Raw genomic sequence first — 19464 nt, 5'->3', positions numbered from 1 at the left:
AGGTAGACAAGGGGGACAAGGTAGAAGAATTAATAATCAATGCCTAATGCCCAATGATCAGTGACCAATGACAAATGGCGTTTAAATATGCAGACTATACAAGCACATCTCGCCTCTCATGCAGAGGCTCAAGACAATTTTCCTTTAACACACTCACAACAAGTTTCTTGGTTCTCGTATAAATTAGCTCCACAAGGTTTTATCGATAAACTCGCTTTTGCAGTTCGTTCTTCACAACCGTTCGATTATGAGTGTTTGAATCGAGCCTTTCACGTGCTTGTTCAACGTCATCCTTCTCTGCGTACTGCGTATACTGAAAACCACGCTCAGGTTGTACAGCAAGTTATTGATGAAGTGAGCGCTTCGGTAGAATCGATCGATGCTGACGGATGGAGTGAGGAGAAATTGCAACAGTTCATGTTGCAGTCTATTCAACGCCCGTTTGACTTAGTATCGGGTTCGGTTGTGCGGGTTAGTCTCTTCAATTGCTGTTCTACAAATCATGTTCTCTTGGTGACTGTTCATCAAATCGCTTGCGATAGTCGCAGTTTGTTGGTGCTTGTTGATGAACTGTTGCAGGTGTATCAATTAGTTATCAATGGCAGCAGTATAAATTTACCATTAGTTGCTACTTCCTATCGTGACTTTGTACAACGAGAGTTAAACCTAGTTGGGAGTCCAGAAGGAGAGAAGCTTCTGAGTCTTTTAAAAGCAAGGCTAAGCGGTGAGTTACCTACGTTGGATTTACCAATGAGCCGTTCTCGTTCTCTTTTAAGAAGCTACCGAGGGGCTTGTTATCAATTCAGCATTAATTCTGAACTAGTAGGTAAACTTAAATATCTTTTTTCTACTGAAGACGTAGATTTATCTACAGTTTTGCTGACTGCTTTTCAGATAATACTGCATCGTTATACTGGTTGTGAGGATCTTCTCATTGGTTTGGATGCAAACTACGGTAAAGAGCCGGAATTTAAAAGTGATATTGGTAATTTTGCTAACTTAACAGTTGTGCGATCGCCTGTCTCTGGTTCTCTGAGTTTTTCTGATTTATTAACCCGTGTTAAACTTGCCGTTGCTGAAGCGACTTCACAGCAAGACTATCCATGGACGCTATTAGTGAGGGAATTACAACTCAATTCCCAATTGAGCCATCCTCCTATCTGTCAAGTGGGATTTGCCTACCAACGGTTACACCAGTTGGAAAAAGTCTCAGCTATCTTTGACAAGACAAATGCAAGCTTATCCTATTTAGAGATTCCAGAACAAAGGGCTGAACTAGATTTAAGTTGGGAAATCTTGGAAACAAACAAGTCTTTGGTGTGTTTCTTGCGATACAACCGGGATTTACTAGAAACTGATGCAATTGCTCGTATAGCAGGACATTTACAAAGTTTACTGTCAAATATAGTCAAAAATTCTCAAGAGCAAGTTGCTCTGCTTCCTATCCTCACTCCTGGCGAAAAACATCAATTATTAGTTGAGTGGAACGCTACGCACAAAGATTATGACCTATCGCGTTGTTTGCATCAATTATTTGAAGAACAAGCCGAACGCACTCCAAAAGCTGTTGCAGTGACTTTTGAGGAGCAAGAACTTACATATCAAGAACTGAACGAAAAAGCAAATCAACTCGCACGCTACTTGCGAAAACTGGGAGTCAAGCCAGATGTATTGGTAGGCATTTGTGTAGAGCGATCGCTTGAAATGGTGGTCGGACTTTTGGGAATTCTAAAAGCAGGGGGAGCTTACGTACCTTTCGATCCAGAATATCCCCAAGAGCGTTTGGCTTATATGTTAGCGGATTCTCAAGTATCAGTCCTGTTAACTCAAGCAATACCTCGTTCCCAAGCTCAACCCCCTTCACCTCGTTCCCAGGCTGAGCCTGGGAATGCCTTCAAGGAGGCTCCGCCTCCTGTCTCAGACCAAGTATGCTCTGCAGAGCCTCGCAGACCTCATTCCCAGGCGGAGCCTGGGAACGAGAAAGGATACCCCTTTGAAGGGCATTTGAAACAAGTTATTCTTTTAGATACCGATTGGGAAAAACTATCTGGAGAGCAAAAGACGAATTTAGAGAATCTTGTTCAACCAGAGAATTTAGCATATGTAATTTACACCTCTGGTTCTACTGGGAAACCAAAAGGTGCAATGAACACGCACCGGGGGATTTGCAACCGCTTATTGTGGATGCAAGAAGCTTATCAACTAACAGCCACAGATAGAGTTTTGCAAAAAACACCTTTTAGCTTTGATGTTTCTGTTTGGGAGTTCTTTTGGCCATTAATCACAGGCGCACGTTTGGTCATCGCTAAACCGGGCGGACATAGAGACAGAGATTATTTAGTGAATCTCATTGCTCGAGAAAAAATTACGACTTTGCATTTTGTGCCATCAATGCTGCAAGTGTTTCTTGAAAGTCGAAATTTAGAGCAGTGTAGCAGTTTGCGGCAAGTGATTTGTAGCGGCGAAGCTTTACCTGTAGATCTTCAAGAAAAATTCTTCCAACGTTTGGGGTGCGAACTGCATAACCTTTACGGTCCCACAGAAGCCGCAATTGATGTGACATTCTGGCAATGTCAAAGACAAAGCCATCTAAAAACTGTACCCATTGGTCGTCCTATTGCCAACACGCAGATTTACATCCTTGACCCCCACTTACAACCAGTTCCTATTGGTGTGACTGGTGAGATATATATAGGAGGTGTGGGAGTTGCTAGGGGATACCTCAATCGGGAAAATCTGACCGCTGAAAAGTTTATTAACAGCCCTTTTGGACAGAGCGATCGCTTGTACAAAACTGGAGATTTAGCCCGTTACTTACCTAATGGTAGTATTGAATACATTGGGCGCATAGACCATCAGGTGAAGATTCGCGGTTTTCGTATTGAGTTGGGAGAAATTGAAAACGCTTTATCCCAGCATCCACAAGTGCAAGAAACTGCGGTGATTGTGCGTACTGACAAACCGGGGGATAAACAACTGGTTGCTTATGTCGTTCTTATAGAAGAAAAACCTACCATTGCTGAACTGCGTCAGTTTCTCCAGCAACAGCTACCAGAATACATGATACCTGCTGCTTTTGTCTTGTTGGAAGCACTACCTTTAACTCCTAATGGTAAGTTAGATCGGCGAGCTTTACCCAGTCCTACTCTCGTTAACTTCAGTCAGGAGCTCAATTTTGTTGCACCTCGTAATGAGATAGAACATCAACTGGCAGAAATCTGGGCTGAAATTTTAGATGTTCGTCCCATAGGTATAAAAGATAACTTTTTTGAACTGGGGGGCAATTCTCTTTTAGCAATTTATTTGATGGCTGCGATCGAACAGAAGTTGGGTAAAGATGTACCTCTATCAGCACTTTTGACAAATCCTGTCATAGAAGACTTAGCCCAAATTTTGCAAAATTCCACAAGTGTCGCGTCCAATTCTCCATTAATTCCCATTCAACCAAAAGGTAACAAACGTCCTTTCTTCTGCGTGCATCCTGCTGGTGGTCACGTCTTTTGCTATGTCAACTTAGCTCGTTACCTAGGTATAGAACAGCCATTTTATGGTTTGCAAGCTCAAGGATTCAATGGGGAACTAGAACCCCTAACCAGAGTTGAAGATATGGCAAGTTTTTACGTTAAAGCAATTCAGTCATTTCAACCAAATGGTCCTTATCAAATCGGAGGCTGGTCATTTGGAGGAGTCGTTGCTTATGAAGTCGCACAGCAGCTTCAAAGACAGGGGGAAGAAGTTTCTTTATTGGCAATACTAGATTCTTACGTACCAATCATTTTGGATAAGCAAAAACAAATTGATAACAAATACTTAGTGGGAGTTCTTTCAAGGGTATTTGGTGGAATGTTTGGTCAAGATAACTTAGTAACACCTGATGAAATAGCATCTTTGACCGTGGAAGAACAAATTGATTACATCATTGATAAAGCCAGAAAAGTAAAAATTTTCCCACCAGGAGTAGAACGAAAGCAAAATCGCCGCATCTTAGACGTGTTAGTAGGGACATTAAAAGCAACATATTCCTACGTGCGACAGCCCTATCCTGGAAAAGTGACAGTATTTAGAGCGCGGGAAAAACATGTTATGGCACCAGACCCGACGTTAGTTTGGGTGGAATTATTTTCAGTTATGGCTGCAAAAGAAATAGAAATCATTGATGTTCCAGGTAACCATTACTCCTTTGTTTTAGAGCCACACGTTCAAGTTTTAGCTGAAAAATTAAAAACACAGTTGGAATAAATTGGTCAAACCCCCACCTCGTTCCCAGGCTCCGCCTGGGAATGCCCTACAAGAGGCTCCGCCTCTTGTAACATATCACACGAGCACACGAGGCTTTGACTTGAAAATAGGGGGTAGGGGTTAGGGGCGAACTAAGAGGGATTTTCATGCAGGTGGTGAAAGATGTTGCGTTTACGATGTCTCCCACTCCATAATTAGTTAAGATTCCATTCCCACCTATAGCTAATCTACCTTCAGTGTCAGATGATTGTTGCATATTTCCAAGCACAAAAAAAAGCGTTAAAATCTGAAGCGATACCTAGCGTAGTGGCGTTAGCATGACCGGAAAAACCTAGAACGCAAGTTGTTGCTAAAGGAACTGCAAATAGAGTTAAGCGAGTCAGATGCTTGGTTATCATTGTTAAAACTCTTAGCTAATGTATCTGATATAAATATCTTCTTCTACTACAACAAGTTGCAATAGAAATTGATTGTCTTTAAAAGAAAAAAATAATTTAGATGTATATTTTAAAGAGTTTGCTTGCAAAAGAAATAATCAGTAATGAACCTGATGTAAATCTAAAATTTATGATTACTATAGCGGTATTTACTTGAATGTAATACATCAAATAATTTAAGACTCGATCCCCCCAGCCCCCCTTAAAAAAGGGGGGAATAAAGCTGTTACGAATTTGTCTATATGATGGTATTGTGGATAGGTCTTTTAAACAGGTTGGTCTCGTGGAACGATCAATAGACGAGGAATTAGAACATGCTCTGGCTGCTCTAAGATAAACCGGACACAACGAGCAATATCTTCTGGTTGCAAAGCACCACCAGAATTAATGTAGGATTTGTCTTCTGAATTCCAATGGTCGTAAAGCCCCGTATCTACTGTACCAGGAGCGATCGCAGCAACTTTAATGCCAGTACCTGCTAGTTCCATTCGCAAAGCGTCTGTGAAGGCTTCAACTGCAAACTTTGTGCCATTGTATGCGCCGTAACGAGGTACTGTTTTCAGTCCAGAAACGCTTGATGTATTAATTAAAAAACCACTGCCAACTTTTTTGAAGTGTCTTAGCGCTACATAAGCCATTCTGTAAACAGATTCAACGTTTAAGCGAACCATTTGGCAAACAGCTTCGATATCTATCTCTTCAATGGAACCGACAGTCATCCCACCTGCATTATTTAGAACTACATCAAGTTGACCAAAAGTTTGAAGGGCGAAATCAACCAGTTTTTGAGGCATATCTACATCTGTAATGGCTCCCGCAAGAACGGCAGCATTATTCAGTGATGCAGCTAGTTTGTCAAGTTTATCTTGCGATCGCGCACTCAGCACTAGTTTCATACCTACAGCATCGAGTTCTTTAGCAGTCGCTGCACCAATACCGCTACTAGCACCTGTGATGATAGCTACTTTGTTTTGTAGAAAACTCATAATCTCCTCTGAATACTCAACCATTTTTAAGATAAAATTTCGAGCTACATTGCTGAAAAATTTTTCTCCCAAGCGTGACTGTATATTAAATAAGGAATAGCACGAGCCATCAATAGTTACCAAATAGATACTAATGGAATTGTGAGTATGCCAAAGACAGAGTATAATTGCCCGGTTGAAGTGACGCTAGAAGCGATTGGCGGTAAGTGGAAATGTGTTATCTTGTGGTGGCTTAGACAAGACACAAAGCGGTTTGGAGAATTGAAACAGTTAATTCCAGGAATTACCCAGAAGGTTTTAACTGAGCAATTGAGAGAACTGGAAACAGATGGATTGATTCGTCGCGAAACCTATCGGGAAGTACCTCCTCGCGTAGAATATTCACTGACTCCATACGGCGAAACCGTGCGACCCATAACTGAATTAATGTGTGCTTGGGGAAAAACTCATAAACCAGGATACCAGTTTGGCTACTTGCGATTGCAAGGCTTACGCATTCTCATAGTCTCCAGTGAAACATCAGTTTGCGATCGCCTCCAAAGTGCGATCGAAAAAAGTGCTGCACAGGTTATAGCAGTTAGGAATGTAACTGATGCTTTAACAGCAGTACAGCAAATACAACCCGATGCACTCATTGTAGATATTAGAGGACTTGGTGAAGATAGTTATATACTTATTCAGCAAATAAGAAGTCTTGAAACAGTACAAAGAAGAGTAACCCCAGCAATTGCGCTCACCAGGAGTGACTCAGATCGCGGACAAGCAATTCACCAGGGATATACAGTGCATATTACAGAGCCGTTTGAGCCAGTCGAGTTGGTAGCAATTCTTGCCAGCCTCACCATTCGTTAGTTATTACCTACGTTTCCAATAAACCTCGACAAGATTTTGCCATTATCCTATGATAGAGACCGAAGCGGGATTGAAACACGTGCCATACGTGCCAGCTACCCCCGCCCCTACTCCGCTTTCAATTAAATGAAACCCGCTTGCAGGATTGAAACCTGCAAATGTCAGATAAACACTTTAAGAATTCTGTAAGCTTTCAATTAAATGAAACCCAATACTGCAAGGGCTGAGAATTTTTGTGGGTTGGGTTGTAAGATCGTGAAACCCAAGCAATTCCTGTAAATGTTGGGTTTCGTTCCTCAAACGCCACTTCACTCAACTCTGGGGACCAGAGCATTTTTTGTGGCTCCCCAACCTACGTGTTTTCGTATTTTTACGCTTAACCGACAAGAATTGTCCTTAGTTGCGGCTTGAGCACCAGCTAGAAAAAGATGAGAAGCCAAGTAAGTGATGGTTTCGTCCAGTTCAACAAGATTGGACTCCTGAAGTGGCGCTAGCTTGGACAGACGCCTTCAGCGCAATTACTGCTTTGATGTTAGAAGGTGCAAACATCGCATATTCTTAGTTTTCGTCATTCCCCCAAAATTCATCCCACGTTCCCCTTCTTAGATTGAAAACCGCTTTATGTCTTCTTTCAACTTATACCATTTCTCTAAAACTAGCCTACAGATTAAAAGGTTCGTAGTTGCGCTGTCTTTGCCACAACCTTTGGATGTGTAGTATTAATTTAGAGAATTGGTATTAAATTACCAGATCCCTGACTTTTCAAAGAAGTCGGGGATCTCGCAGTTCTATAACCAGTTCCTACACCTTAAATAAAGCTTAAAAGCCATTACTTACTGAGGTCGTTGATAGAATTAGCTCTGATAAAGGAGGATTTTCAACTCAAGCCCTTGCTTATGACTGACACATTATTACTTAAAAGTTTTGAAAGCTTTTTTGACTAAAGTGTCATAAGTATAGCCATACTTTCGGAGAGACAATGTATCTTTGGGTCTGACAATATCATCAGATGCAATAACAGGTAAGTAGGGGCGTATATCAATGCTACCAACCGAGCCTGGTATGGAATCACCTCCGTCCCAAGGCCACATCTTGTCTTTGAGATTGTGTCCATAAAGTTCTGTACCCGGAATAGCATAAAATTTGCTACCTTGGCGACCATTATTCTGCCATTCTGCCCAAAGACGATCTACGTTGGCATGAAGCAGCCAGAAAACAGGGTCATTAGGAGAAGCCGGAACATTGTTCAAAGTGCTTCGCAATGAGGGACCCGGACTAATGGGATTTTGTAAACTCCCATCAAGCAATCCATGAACGAGGTTATGATTACACGGTTCTCGATCGCATCGTTTTTCAACACCATTGGCATCTATGACGATCTGTCCTTCTACAAAAAGCTGAAAGGTTTTATAGTCTTTAGATTGGAGTATTCTATCTGTTTGTTCTTTATCTAAGGGGAATCCCAGAACGCCAGGTGCAGATTGTGGAGGTAAATAGCGTATGAGTGATGTACCTAAAGTTTCAGCTGTGTCTATTTTAAGGTGCAACTCAGGAATCAATGACCAGCCGTTAGCCTCCGAAAAATTACCAGACTCCACGCGACCCCCTTCAAGCTTATCTCCATTTGGAAGGTCAAGAACGTCTCCTGAACCATTTGACCCCAAAAAGTCGGGAGCAAAAATAACATCAACAGATCTAGGATCTGCCCAATCCCAGTAGGGAATAGTGACTTTAGGGTTGACTGACTGCAAAGCTTTTTCCAATCGGCTTAAATATTCACGATGCCAAGGTAGAAAGCCCCCATTTTCGTGAGCTGCATCAGTTCCTGCCGCTAAACCTATGGGCGGTGTATCCTGTGGCAACGTAATTAAACCACCCAAATGCATTGTTGTGAATGACATTGCTCCCATATGAATGCTGACAAACTCGTCATAGACACTGACATTTTTGTTGTTAGTACCAGGTTGTGTTTTTAACGTTTTGACAGCATTAACAAAGTCTAATTTTTCCTGTCGTGTTAGGTTAATAACGTTCTTTCTCACCAGGACTACGCTTGTTGCCGGAGTTTTCACAGCCGTCATAATAACGATTATGGCAATACTAAATGCTATGATTATTTCTCGTAAGTACTTCATAATTTCTGTATTATTACTTGTGTAATCTTTCTGACATATACAATCTTTTAGTATGAGCACACAAGAATAGTAATCAATTCTTTACAAGCTAAAAGATGAGCTTAAAAGATGCTTGAGAAGAAGAAGCATCGTGTGGGATGGGTGTCCTCAACTGGCTTCTCAAAATAAACGGGCGGGGACGCCCGTTCCATAAGAAAATGCTGGGTTCATTTATTTGAAAACTGCTTTGACATTCCACCAAGCAGGTACTTATCGACCAATTCCAAGACCCAGTAAAGTGTTTTTCACGTCTCCCCAATCAAGTCCGCAGTAGTAGTATTTATTTTCTAACAAGTTTGCCAAGTAATATCCTGGCTTACCTCCATTGATGCGGAATAACTCAATGGCCACTTTCTTTTTTGTTGTACCAAACATGAATTCAATATCACCCTCGCTTGGCAAATTTAAAGGATTGTAAAATACTCTTCCTTTAAGGAAGTGCCAATACGACTTTTCTGGGGTGATGTTGCGTTGAATAACTCGATATTCAATAGGGTAAATTATTTTCTGCATCTGGTGCTCCTAAGATAAACTGCAATTAGGAAAGCCCCCAAGGGCTAGTTGGGGGCTACTTGGAGGTTTAGGGATTAGCGTTGGCTATTGCCGTTTTCCTCTTCTTGATCTCCCCGGATGTCAAGGTCATCCAAAATGTCCTCTCTATCTACTGGAGTTTCTTGTCCCGAAACGGGATCTATCTCAACCCAGATACGTTGTTTGAACTGGAATTGGAAGATGCGGAAGACGGGCATCCAACCCTCGCCTCTCCCATTGCGCCTTTGATTTGGATCTGTCAATTTATGGCCTCCTGTGAGGGTTGCATTTTTCTGTTGTCCCTCATAGTTCAATTGTGTTCCCTGTTAACTGGGGATACAAGCCCGAATCCAAATTTTTAGCAACCGCTTCAATGACAAGAAAACCTATCAAACGCGGTTAACTGGGATTTATGTCATAATAATGAAGTTGCGATCGCATCCACGTGCAGTATGTCAAAAGGCAATCCCAATCCGGTTCAAACAAAAGCGTTTATCAGCAAGCAGTTTCAAGCTTACGGGGAGATAGATAGCATCCCTTTGTCAAAGAAAGTCACAGGTATTAGACTCCCGCAAGATGTGCATGAAGCATTACACGGGCTGTCTGCAGAAGATAGAGTGAGTTACCTGCGGCGCGTCATTTCAGAAGCGGTAAGACGCGATTTGATTTCGTGAAACTCTCTATCATTTTTTACAGAGAGAAAAATTTTATGCCCCACAGCCTAGTTCTGCACTTTTTTCCTCAATCTCCCATTCTACCGCAATTTCTCACCGGCAGACATCTCCATGCACTGTTTCTCAACCTTGTGAGTTCCGTAGATCGAAAACTGGGCGATCGCCTTCATGACTCCACAGCTGACAAAGCTTTTACCATCAGTCCCTTACAAGTCAAAGCAAACGCCAGTAACAAAAGCACAATTTTAGACCCGATACTACAGTGGGAACACGTAAAACCCATACCAACTGGAACAAGTTGTTGGTGGCGCATATCCCTATTAGACGACAATTTTTTTGGTCAACTTACCCAACTTTGGCTCAATCTTAACCCCGCTCATCCTTGGCATCTCGGTCCGGCTGACCTATACATTACCACTATCCTTGGTACGCCCCACACAACACAACCTTGGGCAAATGCTACAACCTACGCCCAATTGTACGAGCAAGCTTCCGATAGCGAGCGTCAAATTGCCCTAAGTTTCTGTACTCCCACTAACTTTCGTCAAGGTCATTTTGATACCGCTTTACCAACCAGAGAATGCGTCTTTAACAGTTTGCTTCAACGCTGGAACAAATATAGCGGTATTAGTTTAGAATCCAATCTCACAGAATTCATTTTCCCCAGTTTCTTTAACATTCGTACAGCTGTAGCAGTTGACTCACGCAGTAAATTTATCGGCTGTGTCGGCGAAATTAACTATCGGATTTTAGGTCAAGTCGATCCCTCCATCATTAAACATATCAATGCCCTAGCTGATTTCGCTCTCTACTGTGGTGCAGGGCGCAAAACCACCATGGGCATGGGAATGATTCGTCGATTGGAAGTTTAAGTGGTTAGTGGTTAGTGGTTAGTGGTTAGTGGTTAGTGGTTAGTGGTTAGTAGTTGGTGGTTAATGGTTAGCCTTCTGCCTTCAAGCAATTGGAATATATGGTGGTGCGATCGCTTTTTGACAGGTTACTACAGTTTTTAGTATCTCTAAATTGAGACCAAAACCTTTGGTAGCAAATTTTTCTGTATGGGTTCCTCGTAATTTGAAAAAAGTTAAATATTTTTGAGCTAATTCATTCTCCAGTTTGGCACAAGCTGCAATTTGGTCTACAGCTAATAAATCCAAAATAGTATCATGTTCCCAATCTGGGAGAGATTCAAGACCCAACCAATTAGCCACCACTTTTGAGGGAAAAAATCCATAACCGTTGAAAAATATGTAGGCAAAGCTCACCTGTTTACCCACTTCAGTGATATCTGTGTTTTTCATAAAACCTATGAAATTGTCACTATGAAATGTTTCTTACAAAAGCTTTTGTTAGTGAATATAATAACTTTTGATATAAAAAGTAAATTGTATTGTAAGGTACAGGAATTAAGGATAAGGGGTAAAGTATGAAGGATGAGGGCAAAGCTCACCAGATAACAAATAGGGTGAGCTTTGCCCACCCTACTTATAATTTAATAATCATTCTTAAATTTTGAGCAATTTTGGAAGTAAAAGGTAAAAGGTAAAAAGAAAAACAATTTTCGTTTTCTTTTCCCTTTTTCCTTTTTTATACCTGATGCTTATTTAATATTAGCTCTGGCATCCTTAACTGCAGCGACAAAAAATAATCCTGTTAGTGGAATGCTGAGTGCTAAGATAATCGCAGTTGTTTGAGTACCTAAATCTGGTTGTCCGGAAGAGAGTTCAAAAATTGAACCAACCGCCGCTATGGCTGCAATACAAGAACCTGCTAAAAACAAACCACTTTTTGGAGTTATTGTATTCACTATCAACCCACCTATGCTACTGGTTTTACTGCTTGGTGCGAAAAGCCATACTTAGATAACTCTTGTGCTAAAGCCAAAGAGTTATCGACTCTGTCTACAAATACTACCCCGTTGAGGTGATCTATTTCATGCTGAATACATCTTCCCAGTAAATCTCCGGCTTTTAATGACTGGGGACGCCCGCTTTCGTCTTTGTAAGAGATTTCTACCACCTGGGGACGCTTCACATCTAAATATACTCCCGGTATGCTCAAACAACCTTCTTGAGCAACACACAAATCGCGACTGACTTTTTTGATGGTGGGGTTAATTAATACCAAGGGGGGATTGGCTGGGTTTTCTGGATCGCAGTCAATTACAATCAGTTGTTTGTGGATTCCTACCTGGGGTGCTGCCAAACCAATACCATCTTTGCTGTACATGGTTTGTAACATTTCGCGTATCAGTTGGCGCAGTTCCTCATCGACTTTGGAAATTCGCTTCGCGGGTTGACGGAGGACTCGATCGCCCAAATAATGCATTTCTAATGGTGGATTTTGTAACTTTTTCTTTTCTACAGCAATTTCTATAGGCATGATTTTGTAACTCGCTTATCTTGAGATAGGTTCTATAAGTTCAGAGGCGCAACAAACAGCGTCTAAACTTATCTTAACAATTCCAGTTCCTTCACTGTAACGGGTAAAACCCATTATAAAGATGTAATAGCCACACAGATCGATCGGCGTACACTTCTGTTTGCAAAACCTGCCAATTGCGAGTATAAGGTATGCATTATTTCTCCTTGCACAAACATTGGGGGCTTCACGTGTTTAAATTCTTCACCAAATTTGACTACCTACTTAAAGAGACTTTTCTCGGTTTGCGACGTGGGGGATGGATGAACTGGGCGGCGGTAAGTACTGTCACCGTGTTATTATTTTTATTCGGCATGAGCTTGCAAACGTCTTGGCAGTTAGAAAAATTACTTAACCAGTTTGGTAGCCAACTGGAAGTATCCGTCTACCTCGAACCAAGTGCGCGGGTGGAAACAATCGAGCCACTCGTAGCTAAAATGCCAGAAGTAGCCAGTATTCAGACGGTTACAAAAGAGCAAGCTTGGACTAAGTTAGTTAAAGAACTAGGTATCTCTAATATTGATAGTGCGACTCAACAGCTTGGCGAAAATCCTTTAGTAGATGAATTAAAAGTGAAGGCGCAAAACTCCTCTGTTGTTCCAACTTTAGCCACACAACTGGCAAAATTACAGGGAGTTGATACAGTGCAGTATGTAGATGAAGCATTGAAACGCATTGCCCAGTTGCATCAAGGTTTAAACTGGGTTTCATTCGCTATTACCATTATCCTTACCTTGACAGCAGTTGCCGTTACTTCCACAACTATTCGCCTAATTGTCATAGCAAGAAGGAGGGAAATTGAAATCATGCAACTCGTAGGGGCGACTTCAGCTTGGATTTATTTGCCGTTTGTGTTACAGGGTATCGTTTTTGGTATTCTAGGAGGTGCGATCGCTTGGGGATTTATTAGCTGTCTTCAACAGTTTCTCAGTCGTTGGTTAGTCAATCAACCTGAATTTATTCAGTTTCTCACCAATGGTTTGCAACTGAGCGTACTGCAAACGCTGTTATTACCCATCATACTCTTAAGCTTTGGTGCTGTCGTGGGATTATTGGGAAGTATCTTTGCTGTGCGTCGATTTGCCAAAACTTAAATGAACCAATTAAACGTAATATACTCAACTATGAACTCCCAATGGACAGCCCTGCTAAAAAATATAGGCGAATGGGAAGGCTCATTCACTCGCCTTTCTCCTCTAGGTGAAATTTTAGAAGACACCCCAAGTGTAGTTGCTCTAGAAGGACTAGATAACAACCAGAAAATTCGTCAAACAATTCGTTTGGGCGGAAGTGATAAAGTCTTAGAATACAGCACGCTTGCACGAAGTGTACTATTTTTTGATAACGGGGCGTTTTCCCAAGGTTCAATTCAACTAGCACCATTTTCTGAATTTGGTGCAGAATTTGGTTTGATTTATGAAAATCAACGCCTGCGTCTTGTTCAGTTGTTTGATAAAAATCTTCAGTTAGATAAATTAACCTTAATTAGAGAACACTTAGCAGGAACTCAACCACCACAAAAACCTCCGCTGACAGTGGACGAGTTACTCGGAGAATGGCAAGGCGAAGCAGTAACAATTTATCCCGATTGGCGTTCTCCTGAAAATTATTCTACAAAAATGCAACTACAGCTAGATGGGAATGGACGACTCATCCAAAGCTTGACTTTTGGCAATCGCACCATCTCCTCAACAGCTACTGTTAAAAACTCTATCATCCACTTTGACCAAGATTCCCAAAAACAGGTACAAGTTTTACTTTTACCTAATGGTGCATCAGCAACGTCTCCACTCAAACTGTCACTGCGTCAGCCGTTTTTCCTTGAAGTTGGTTGGCTTATTCAACCAGGTTTGCGCCAACGGATGATTCGCAGCTACAGCGACAAGGGAGATTGGATAAGTCTGACTTTAGTGACAGAGAACAAAATTTAATGACCTATGAAAACAGTTGAAATTAGCGAATCCGATGCTTTTTGGTCTGAGCACGCTCAAAGTCAAGAGCCAATTGTTTTAACCCGAAACGGGCAGCCAGTAGCTGCATTAGTTCCTATTGAAGGTTGAAGGAGGTTACGATGTCACACAAATTAGATTTACCCCCCTTAATCTCCCCGATGTATTGGGGGGAAATTGAATTTCCAATTCCCTCCCCTTTCCAAGGGGAGGGTTAGGGTGGGGTAAATCTAAGGCTAAAATTCAAGTCAATTATCCAAAGAACACCGGAGCAACAAAGCTTTTTTAAGCAACACCTGATACTCATCATCATTGATGCGATAAGCCCCAAACCTTTCCAAATGGGGATTCATCATTTGGGCGTCGAACAGTACAAATTGTCTTTCCCGCAATCTCTCTACTAACTTCACCATTGCTACTTTCGAGCCTTCCGGAATGCGGTAAAACATTGACTCTCCAATAAAAGCACCCCCAATAACAATCCCCAAAATACCTCCTGCTAGTTCGTCCCCTTGCCAAGTTTCAAAACTATACGCCCATCCTGCTTGGTAAAGTTCCCAATAAATCTCTTCTAACTCTGGCGAAATCCATGTTATTTCTCTGTCAGCACAGCTTTCTACAACAGATTTGAAATCACGGTTAATTGCAATGCTGAAACGCTCTTGATTCAGCGCTCGCCTCAAGGATTTGGGGTAGCGAAATCTGTCATCTAGAGGAATGAGAGTGCGATCGCGACTTCCATACCATCCCAAGACATTATCCTCATCAGCCATGAGAAAATAGCCTTGAGCGTAACCTTGAACAATAGTGGCGATATCATAATTCATAATGACCAGTGACCAGTGACCGGTGACCAGCGATCGGTGACCAGTAACCAGTGACAAATAACACTTCTAATAAGTTAACTTTAATTATGCCGATTGAGTGATAAAGACATGAACGAATCCATCCCACCTATCACTTTACCACCGGCACAAAATCCCGTACTTGAGGGAGAGTGGTTGCAACTGCGCTTGCATCGGTGGTTAGATGAGGAATTTATCCCAGAAGCAGTGAATGAAAAAATTGCCCAAAGAGCTGCACAGATTTTTGTGCGCCAGCGAATGGAGGGGGAAAACGACCTGGGTTCTCTGGTAATTGCTATTGTTACCGAAATGCAGTCGTTTGATTTTTCCAAAAGTTTTTACGGAGAGTTTGCTATTGCTAACGCCGTCAGCGATTTACTTTTGGAAAGTTTGGGCATTGATAAATGTTGCGGACAATAGAATTTTGGATTTTAGATTTTAGATTTTAGATTGAGCTTAGTTTTTTACTAAGAAGACTTTTGAAATTGAGCATTATCCGAACAATCCAAAATCCAAAATCCAAAATCTAAAATCTGATTACCAGCTAGACTTAACCACTCCTGGTAAAAGACCTTCGTGCGCCCATTCCCGCAGAACGTTCCGAGATAGCCCAAAGTCGCGGTAAACGCCTCTTGGACGACCTGTTAACCAGCAGCGATTGCGGCGGCGGCTAGGAGCGCTGTTGCGGGGTAGTTGTTGAATTTGTCGATGAATCTCCAGCTTATCTAGAGGAGATTCTGCCTCTTTGAATTCTTCCAGCAACGCTTCTCTCTTAGCAGCGTATTTTTGTACGAGTTTTGCGCGTTTTTTCTCGCGCTCAATCATGCTCTTTTTTGCCATATTATTTGGTAGCTTACTTTTTTGACAGCATTTTCCATTCTATATAATTACACAAATAATAGCTAAGATATAACTCGTAATTTATAACTGTATGAAAAATGACGTGATGAATGGCAATATTCCTGGGTTTTTTGAGGAAGGAGGCGGAGCCTCTTCTGAAGGCATTCCCAGGCGGAGCCTGGGAACGAGGAATGGTCACTGGTCACTGGTCACTGCTCACTGCTCGCAGAAGGGCAGAGGTCGGAGAGTTCACAAGCCTCGCATGCGGGCGATCGCGCTTTACAAATGGCACGACCGTGATAAATAAGCCGAATCGACCAATTTTCCCAGTCTGCTTGAGGTAATAATCCCATCAAATCTCGTTCAATGCGGATGGGGTCGGAATGTTCGGTTAAACCTAAGCGCTGACTGAGACGTTTGACATGGGTATCAACTGTTACACCAACATGAATTCCATAAGCATGAGCGAGAACGACATTTGCCGTCTTTCGAGCTACACCGGAAAGCTTGAGTAAGTCCTCCATTCGCTTTGGCACTTGAGAACCAAATTCGCTCACGATGGTTTGGCAGGCGGATTTGATGTTCTTTGCCTTATTGCGATAAAAACCAGTGGAACGGACTAAATTTTCCAACTCTGCTAAGTCAGCATTTGCCAAACTCGCTGCATCAGGAAATTTACTAAATAGGGCAGGTGTCACTTGATTCACTCGCTCATCAGTACATTGAGCGGAGAGAATAGTCGCTACAAGCAGTTGTACTGGGCTTGCATAGTTTAAAGAACAGGTAGCGTCGGGATAGAGGCGCTTCAGGCGAACGAGAATTTCTAGTGCTCGTTGTTTCTTTGACGATTGTTTGCGGATACCAATCACTGGAATAACTTTTGCACCCACTCCAATTGGGTAGTTTCTTTAAGTATGAGAAAAATGCCTAATCCCAAAAGTAGCACCAAACCAGTTTGCATCACACCTTCTTGAATGCGGTTGGGTAAGGGTTTACCTCGCACACCTTCAACGAGGAGAAAAGCGAGTTGTCCACCATCCAAAGCTGGTAAAGGCAATATGTTGATGATAGCCAGGTTAATACTGATGAGAGCAGCAAAGAAGAACAAACTGCCTGCATCGTTTTGAGCAATGTTAGCCCCTATTTCTACAATCTTCACAGGACCTGCAACTTGGTTTGCGGTTTCCTGAAAGTTCGTAATGAGTTGCCCGAAACCCAGGAATGTCATGGAAACAATCCGTTGAAATTCAGCCGCACCAATGCTCAAAGCTTGTATCGGATTGCTGACACGCCGACGCTCAACCTTACCATTAGGAGAAAGTTCTACACCAATAGTGCCATCCCCTTTTGCATTTGCTTCAGGAACAACAGTTAAAAATAACGTTGTGTCCCCACGAGCAATTTTTAATTGGATTGGTTGTCCTGCACGAGTTTTAATAATGTTTCTTAAAGCCTCTATCTCTTGGACTGAGGTTTCAAATTTTCTGTTATCGGCTGCTATTATGACATCTTTTGGCTCAATTCCAGCTTTTGCTGCCACAGAACTCACGTTTGGTGCCAGTTGTTGAATTAAAACGCCTGGTTGAGTTGCTTGTGCTGTACCAATCATATAAACCTGTGTCACAAGAAGGAGGTAGGCAAATAATAAATTGGCTATAACTCCTGCACTAATAACAATCGCCCTATCTAAAACCGGACGGTTACGCAACAAATTTGGATCGTTAGGCGGAATGGTGCTATCGGGATCGTCGTCAGGAAAACCGACAAAACCACCCAATGGAATGGCACGGATAGCATATTCAGTCTCCGCTCCTTGATATTTCCAAATAATCGGACCAAAGCCTAAAGAGAAACGGTTGACGTAAATCCCCTGAGACCTTGCTGCAATAAAATGTCCGAACTCGTGTACCAAGATTAAAACAGCTAAGACTGCGATCGCTGCTAATGCCGGAAGAAATGACATAAATGATAAATGAACTGATTCAGCACTTCTATTTTATGCTAACGGCTAATGGCTAATGGCTAATGGCGAATAAAACTCTTAGCGATTAGCAATTAGCCATTAGCTATTAGCGATTAGCAATTAGCTATTACAACACCTCTCGTCGCAAGTAAGGCTGTAGTGCTTCTGGTATCCGTACCGTTCCGTCTTCTTGTTGATAGTTTTCCAAAATCGCTGCCATTGTCCGTCCTACTGCCAAGCCCGAACCATTGAGGGTGTGAACGAATTGAGTTCCTTTTTTACCGCTTTCTTTAAAGCGAATATCACCCCGTCGTGCTTGGTAATCTAAGATGTTTGAACAACTGGAGATTTCCCGGTACTTACCAGAAGAAGGAAGCCAAACCTCCAAGTCATAGGTTTTGGCAGAGTGAAACCCTAAATCTCCCGTACATAAGGATAAAACTCGGTACGGCAACTGCAAGGCTTGTAAAATCGCTTCAGCATTCTCCACCATTTTTTCCAGTTCCTCACTAGAGGTACTGGGATGGACAAATTTTACCATTTCAACTTTATTAAACTGATGCAGTCGAATTAATCCCCGCATATCACGTCCGTAGCTACCTGCTTCTCGACGAAAACAGGGAGTATAAGCACAGTGGTATATGGGCAATTGTTCTCCATCAATAATTTCACCACGATAGAGATTGGTGACAGGGACTTCTGCTGTGGGAACCAGCCACAAATCATCTGCTTCACACTTAAAGCTTTCTTCGGCAAATTTAGGCAATTGCCCTGTAGCTGTCATGGAATCGCTATTGACCAAAATAGGAGGCATGATTTCTACATACCCGGCTGCTATCTGGCGATCGAGCATAAATTGAATTAAAGCTCTCTCCAGTGCTGCACCTGCGCCCACTAAGGTGACAAAGCGGCTTTGTGCTACTTTGACAGCCCGCTCAGTGTTAAAAATTCCTAACTTTTCGCCAATTTCCCAATGAGGAAGAATATTTTGGTTTTTAGGAAGATATTCATCGCCCCAACGACGAACTTCAACGTTTTCTTCCTCATTCTTACCAATGGGTGTAGAGTCGCTAGGTAAGTTGGGTATTGCCAGTAGATATTCTTTAATTTTGGCTAACAGTTCTTTTTCTTGGGGTTCTATTGTCCCAAGTTCAGCTTTGATTGAACTGCCTTCGTCTCGCAATGCTTTGATTTCCGGTCCTTTGGGGTCGCTACCAGCTTTTATCTTTTCAGGGATTAGCTTAGCAATTTCGTTACTGCGTGCTTGGAGTTGATTTCGCTTGGCTTCTAATTCGCGTTGCTGTGTATCTAACTCGACAAGCGGTTGAATATCGTAGTTTCCACCACGAGTATTTAACCGTTCCTGCACTAATTGTGGATTTTCCCGTATTTGCCTAATGTCTAACACAGATTTACTCAATTATTAATAGTCATTTGTTATTTGTCATTTGTCATTTGTAATTTGTCAATGGGGATTTTGTATTTTGGATTTTGGATTTTGGATTTTGGATTTTGGATTTTAGATTTTAGATTTTGGATTGGGGATTGGGGAT

Annotated in this window: 21 protein-coding genes and 1 pseudogene; 9 read left to right on the top strand and 13 right to left on the bottom strand. The window is 42.0% G+C overall.

The genetic code is table 11. From position 1 onward, the window contains the following. Positions 1-60 precede the first annotated feature (60 nt). Entirely contained in the window at positions 61-4239 is a 4179-nt protein-coding gene (locus F7734_RS42495) for a non-ribosomal peptide synthetase (protein WP_155750405.1), read from the top strand. 239 nt (positions 4240-4478) lie between these two features. Here the strand turns inward: F7734_RS42495 and F7734_RS42490 are convergent, their stop codons facing one another. Both F7734_RS42490 and F7734_RS42485 read right to left on the bottom strand, forming a co-directional pair. Continuing rightward, the gene (locus F7734_RS42490) at positions 4479-4637 is read right to left on the bottom strand and encodes a hypothetical protein (protein WP_155750404.1); all 159 of its coding nucleotides are present in this window, start codon (positions 4635-4637) and stop codon (positions 4479-4481) included. 305 nt (positions 4638-4942) lie between these two features. Further along, entirely contained in the window at positions 4943-5662 is a 720-nt protein-coding gene (locus F7734_RS42485; protein WP_155750403.1) for an SDR family oxidoreductase, read from the bottom strand. A 147-nt stretch (positions 5663-5809) separates the two neighbouring features. On the opposite strand from F7734_RS42485, the pseudogene F7734_RS64410 reads away from it, so the two are divergent. Then, positions 5810-6112: pseudogene (locus F7734_RS64410) on the top strand (helix-turn-helix domain-containing protein); the annotation flags it as partial. Continuing rightward, positions 6089-6514: a response regulator gene (locus F7734_RS64405; RefSeq protein ID WP_243147380.1), complete on the top strand. Its 426-nt coding sequence runs from the start codon at positions 6089-6091 to the stop codon at positions 6512-6514. The pseudogene F7734_RS64410 and the gene F7734_RS64405, both read left to right, overlap by 24 nt. Positions 6515-7425: 911 nt before the next feature. Here F7734_RS64405 and F7734_RS42475 read toward each other — a convergent pair. From F7734_RS42475 to F7734_RS42465, 3 genes are all read right to left on the bottom strand, one after another. After that, entirely contained in the window at positions 7426-8649 is a 1224-nt protein-coding gene (locus F7734_RS42475; protein ID WP_155750401.1) for a tyrosinase family protein, read from the bottom strand. A 249-nt stretch (positions 8650-8898) separates the two neighbouring features. Beyond that, complete coding sequence (locus F7734_RS42470; RefSeq protein ID WP_155750400.1) at positions 8899-9201, bottom strand: hypothetical protein; 303 nt, start codon at positions 9199-9201, stop codon at positions 8899-8901. Positions 9202-9275: 74 nt separating this feature from the next. Beyond that, the gene (locus F7734_RS42465; protein WP_155750399.1) at positions 9276-9482 is read right to left on the bottom strand and encodes a hypothetical protein; all 207 of its coding nucleotides are present in this window, start codon (positions 9480-9482) and stop codon (positions 9276-9278) included. 189 nt (positions 9483-9671) lie between these two features. Here F7734_RS42465 and F7734_RS42460 point away from each other — a divergent pair, with 189 nt between their 5' ends. Together F7734_RS42460 and cas6 are read left to right on the top strand one after the other, a co-directional pair. Next, positions 9672-9893, top strand: a complete 222-nt coding sequence (locus F7734_RS42460; protein ID WP_155750398.1) for a hypothetical protein — start codon at positions 9672-9674, stop codon at positions 9891-9893. A gap of 35 nt (positions 9894-9928) precedes the next feature. Beyond that, positions 9929-10765: a CRISPR-associated endoribonuclease Cas6 gene (cas6, locus tag F7734_RS42455; RefSeq protein ID WP_155750397.1), complete on the top strand. Its 837-nt coding sequence runs from the start codon at positions 9929-9931 to the stop codon at positions 10763-10765. Between the two features lie 81 nt (positions 10766-10846). Here cas6 and F7734_RS42450 read toward each other — a convergent pair whose 3' ends face one another. From F7734_RS42450 to def, 3 genes are all read right to left on the bottom strand, one after another. Then, complete coding sequence (locus F7734_RS42450) at positions 10847-11194, bottom strand: hypothetical protein (protein ID WP_155750396.1); 348 nt, start codon at positions 11192-11194, stop codon at positions 10847-10849. A gap of 299 nt (positions 11195-11493) precedes the next feature. Then, the gene (locus F7734_RS42445) at positions 11494-11700 is read right to left on the bottom strand and encodes a hypothetical protein (RefSeq protein ID WP_347566374.1); all 207 of its coding nucleotides are present in this window, start codon (positions 11698-11700) and stop codon (positions 11494-11496) included. Between the two features lie 11 nt (positions 11701-11711). After that, positions 11712-12275 (bottom strand): peptide deformylase, encoded by a 564-nt coding sequence (def, locus tag F7734_RS42440; protein WP_155750394.1) that lies wholly within the window; start codon positions 12273-12275, stop codon positions 11712-11714. Between the two features lie 230 nt (positions 12276-12505). Between def and F7734_RS42435 the strand changes: the two genes are divergently transcribed. Genes F7734_RS42435 through F7734_RS42425 form a run of 3 tightly spaced genes read left to right on the top strand, consistent with a single transcriptional unit; the run spans position 12506 to position 14374 of the window. Next, positions 12506-13408, top strand: coding sequence for an ABC transporter permease (locus tag F7734_RS42435; RefSeq protein WP_166482497.1), 903 nt, complete (start codon positions 12506-12508; stop codon positions 13406-13408). A gap of 30 nt (positions 13409-13438) precedes the next feature. Beyond that, positions 13439-14245 carry a DUF3598 family protein gene (locus tag F7734_RS42430; RefSeq protein WP_155750392.1) on the top strand — a complete coding sequence of 269 codons (807 nt, stop codon included), beginning with the start codon at positions 13439-13441 and terminating at the stop codon, positions 14243-14245. Positions 14246-14251: 6 nt separating this feature from the next. Next, a complete protein-coding gene (locus tag F7734_RS42425) occupies positions 14252-14374 on the top strand; it encodes a type II toxin-antitoxin system prevent-host-death family antitoxin (protein ID WP_155750391.1) in 123 nt (40 codons plus the stop codon). 137 nt (positions 14375-14511) lie between these two features. Here F7734_RS42425 and aat read toward each other — a convergent pair whose 3' ends face one another. Further along, positions 14512-15090: a leucyl/phenylalanyl-tRNA--protein transferase gene (aat, locus tag F7734_RS42420; protein WP_155750409.1), complete on the bottom strand. Its 579-nt coding sequence runs from the start codon at positions 15088-15090 to the stop codon at positions 14512-14514. A 108-nt stretch (positions 15091-15198) separates the two neighbouring features. Between aat and F7734_RS42415 the strand changes: the two genes are divergently transcribed. Beyond that, on the top strand, positions 15199-15528 hold the full coding sequence (locus F7734_RS42415; protein ID WP_155750390.1) for a hypothetical protein: 330 nt from the start codon (positions 15199-15201) through the stop codon (positions 15526-15528). A 117-nt stretch (positions 15529-15645) separates the two neighbouring features. Here the strand turns inward: F7734_RS42415 and rpsN are convergent, their stop codons facing one another. The 4 genes from rpsN to serS all read right to left on the bottom strand — a co-directional run bounded on the left by rpsN (position 15646) and on the right by serS (position 19319). Next, positions 15646-15948 (bottom strand): 30S ribosomal protein S14, encoded by a 303-nt coding sequence (rpsN, locus tag F7734_RS42410; protein WP_155750389.1) that lies wholly within the window; start codon positions 15946-15948, stop codon positions 15646-15648. Positions 15949-16157: 209 nt separating this feature from the next. Beyond that, positions 16158-16838 carry an endonuclease III gene (nth, locus tag F7734_RS42405; RefSeq protein WP_166482495.1) on the bottom strand — a complete coding sequence of 227 codons (681 nt, stop codon included), beginning with the start codon at positions 16836-16838 and terminating at the stop codon, positions 16158-16160. Then, entirely contained in the window at positions 16814-17911 is a 1098-nt protein-coding gene (gene rseP / locus F7734_RS42400) for an RIP metalloprotease RseP (protein WP_155750388.1), read from the bottom strand. Before rseP ends, nth begins: the two co-directional genes overlap by 25 nt. A 127-nt stretch (positions 17912-18038) precedes the next feature. Then, entirely contained in the window at positions 18039-19319 is a 1281-nt protein-coding gene (serS, locus tag F7734_RS42395) for a serine--tRNA ligase (protein WP_166482496.1), read from the bottom strand. Positions 19320-19464: the final 145 nt, after the last annotated feature.

It is taken from the genome of Scytonema sp. UIC 10036 (assembly GCF_009725235.1).
Note: the sequence above shows the minus strand (reverse complement) of the source record. Positions and strands in the feature narration are given on the sequence as shown.

Coding starts and splice junctions, on each gene's coding strand:
- F7734_RS42485 (WP_155750403.1), bottom strand. CDS start 5,662: ATGAGTTTTCTACAAAACAAAGTAGCTATCATCACAGGTGCTAGTAGC.
- aat (WP_155750409.1), bottom strand. CDS start 15,090: ATGAATTATGATATCGCCACTATTGTTCAAGGTTACGCTCAAGGCTAT.
- F7734_RS42425 (WP_155750391.1), top strand. CDS start 14,252: ATGAAAACAGTTGAAATTAGCGAATCCGATGCTTTTTGGTCTGAGCAC.
- rseP (WP_155750388.1), bottom strand. CDS start 17,911: ATGTCATTTCTTCCGGCATTAGCAGCGATCGCAGTCTTAGCTGTTTTA.
- F7734_RS42490 (WP_155750404.1), bottom strand. CDS start 4,637: ATGATAACCAAGCATCTGACTCGCTTAACTCTATTTGCAGTTCCTTTA.
- rpsN (WP_155750389.1), bottom strand. CDS start 15,948: ATGGCAAAAAAGAGCATGATTGAGCGCGAGAAAAAACGCGCAAAACTC.
- F7734_RS42430 (WP_155750392.1), top strand. CDS start 13,439: ATGAACTCCCAATGGACAGCCCTGCTAAAAAATATAGGCGAATGGGAA.
- def (WP_155750394.1), bottom strand. CDS start 12,275: ATGCCTATAGAAATTGCTGTAGAAAAGAAAAAGTTACAAAATCCACCA.
- F7734_RS42450 (WP_155750396.1), bottom strand. CDS start 11,194: ATGAAAAACACAGATATCACTGAAGTGGGTAAACAGGTGAGCTTTGCC.
- F7734_RS42470 (WP_155750400.1), bottom strand. CDS start 9,201: ATGCAGAAAATAATTTACCCTATTGAATATCGAGTTATTCAACGCAAC.
- F7734_RS64405 (WP_243147380.1), top strand. CDS start 6,089: ATGTGTGCTTGGGGAAAAACTCATAAACCAGGATACCAGTTTGGCTAC.
- cas6 (WP_155750397.1), top strand. CDS start 9,929: ATGCCCCACAGCCTAGTTCTGCACTTTTTTCCTCAATCTCCCATTCTA.
- F7734_RS42415 (WP_155750390.1), top strand. CDS start 15,199: ATGAACGAATCCATCCCACCTATCACTTTACCACCGGCACAAAATCCC.
- F7734_RS42460 (WP_155750398.1), top strand. CDS start 9,672: ATGTCAAAAGGCAATCCCAATCCGGTTCAAACAAAAGCGTTTATCAGC.
- F7734_RS42475 (WP_155750401.1), bottom strand. CDS start 8,649: ATGAAGTACTTACGAGAAATAATCATAGCATTTAGTATTGCCATAATC.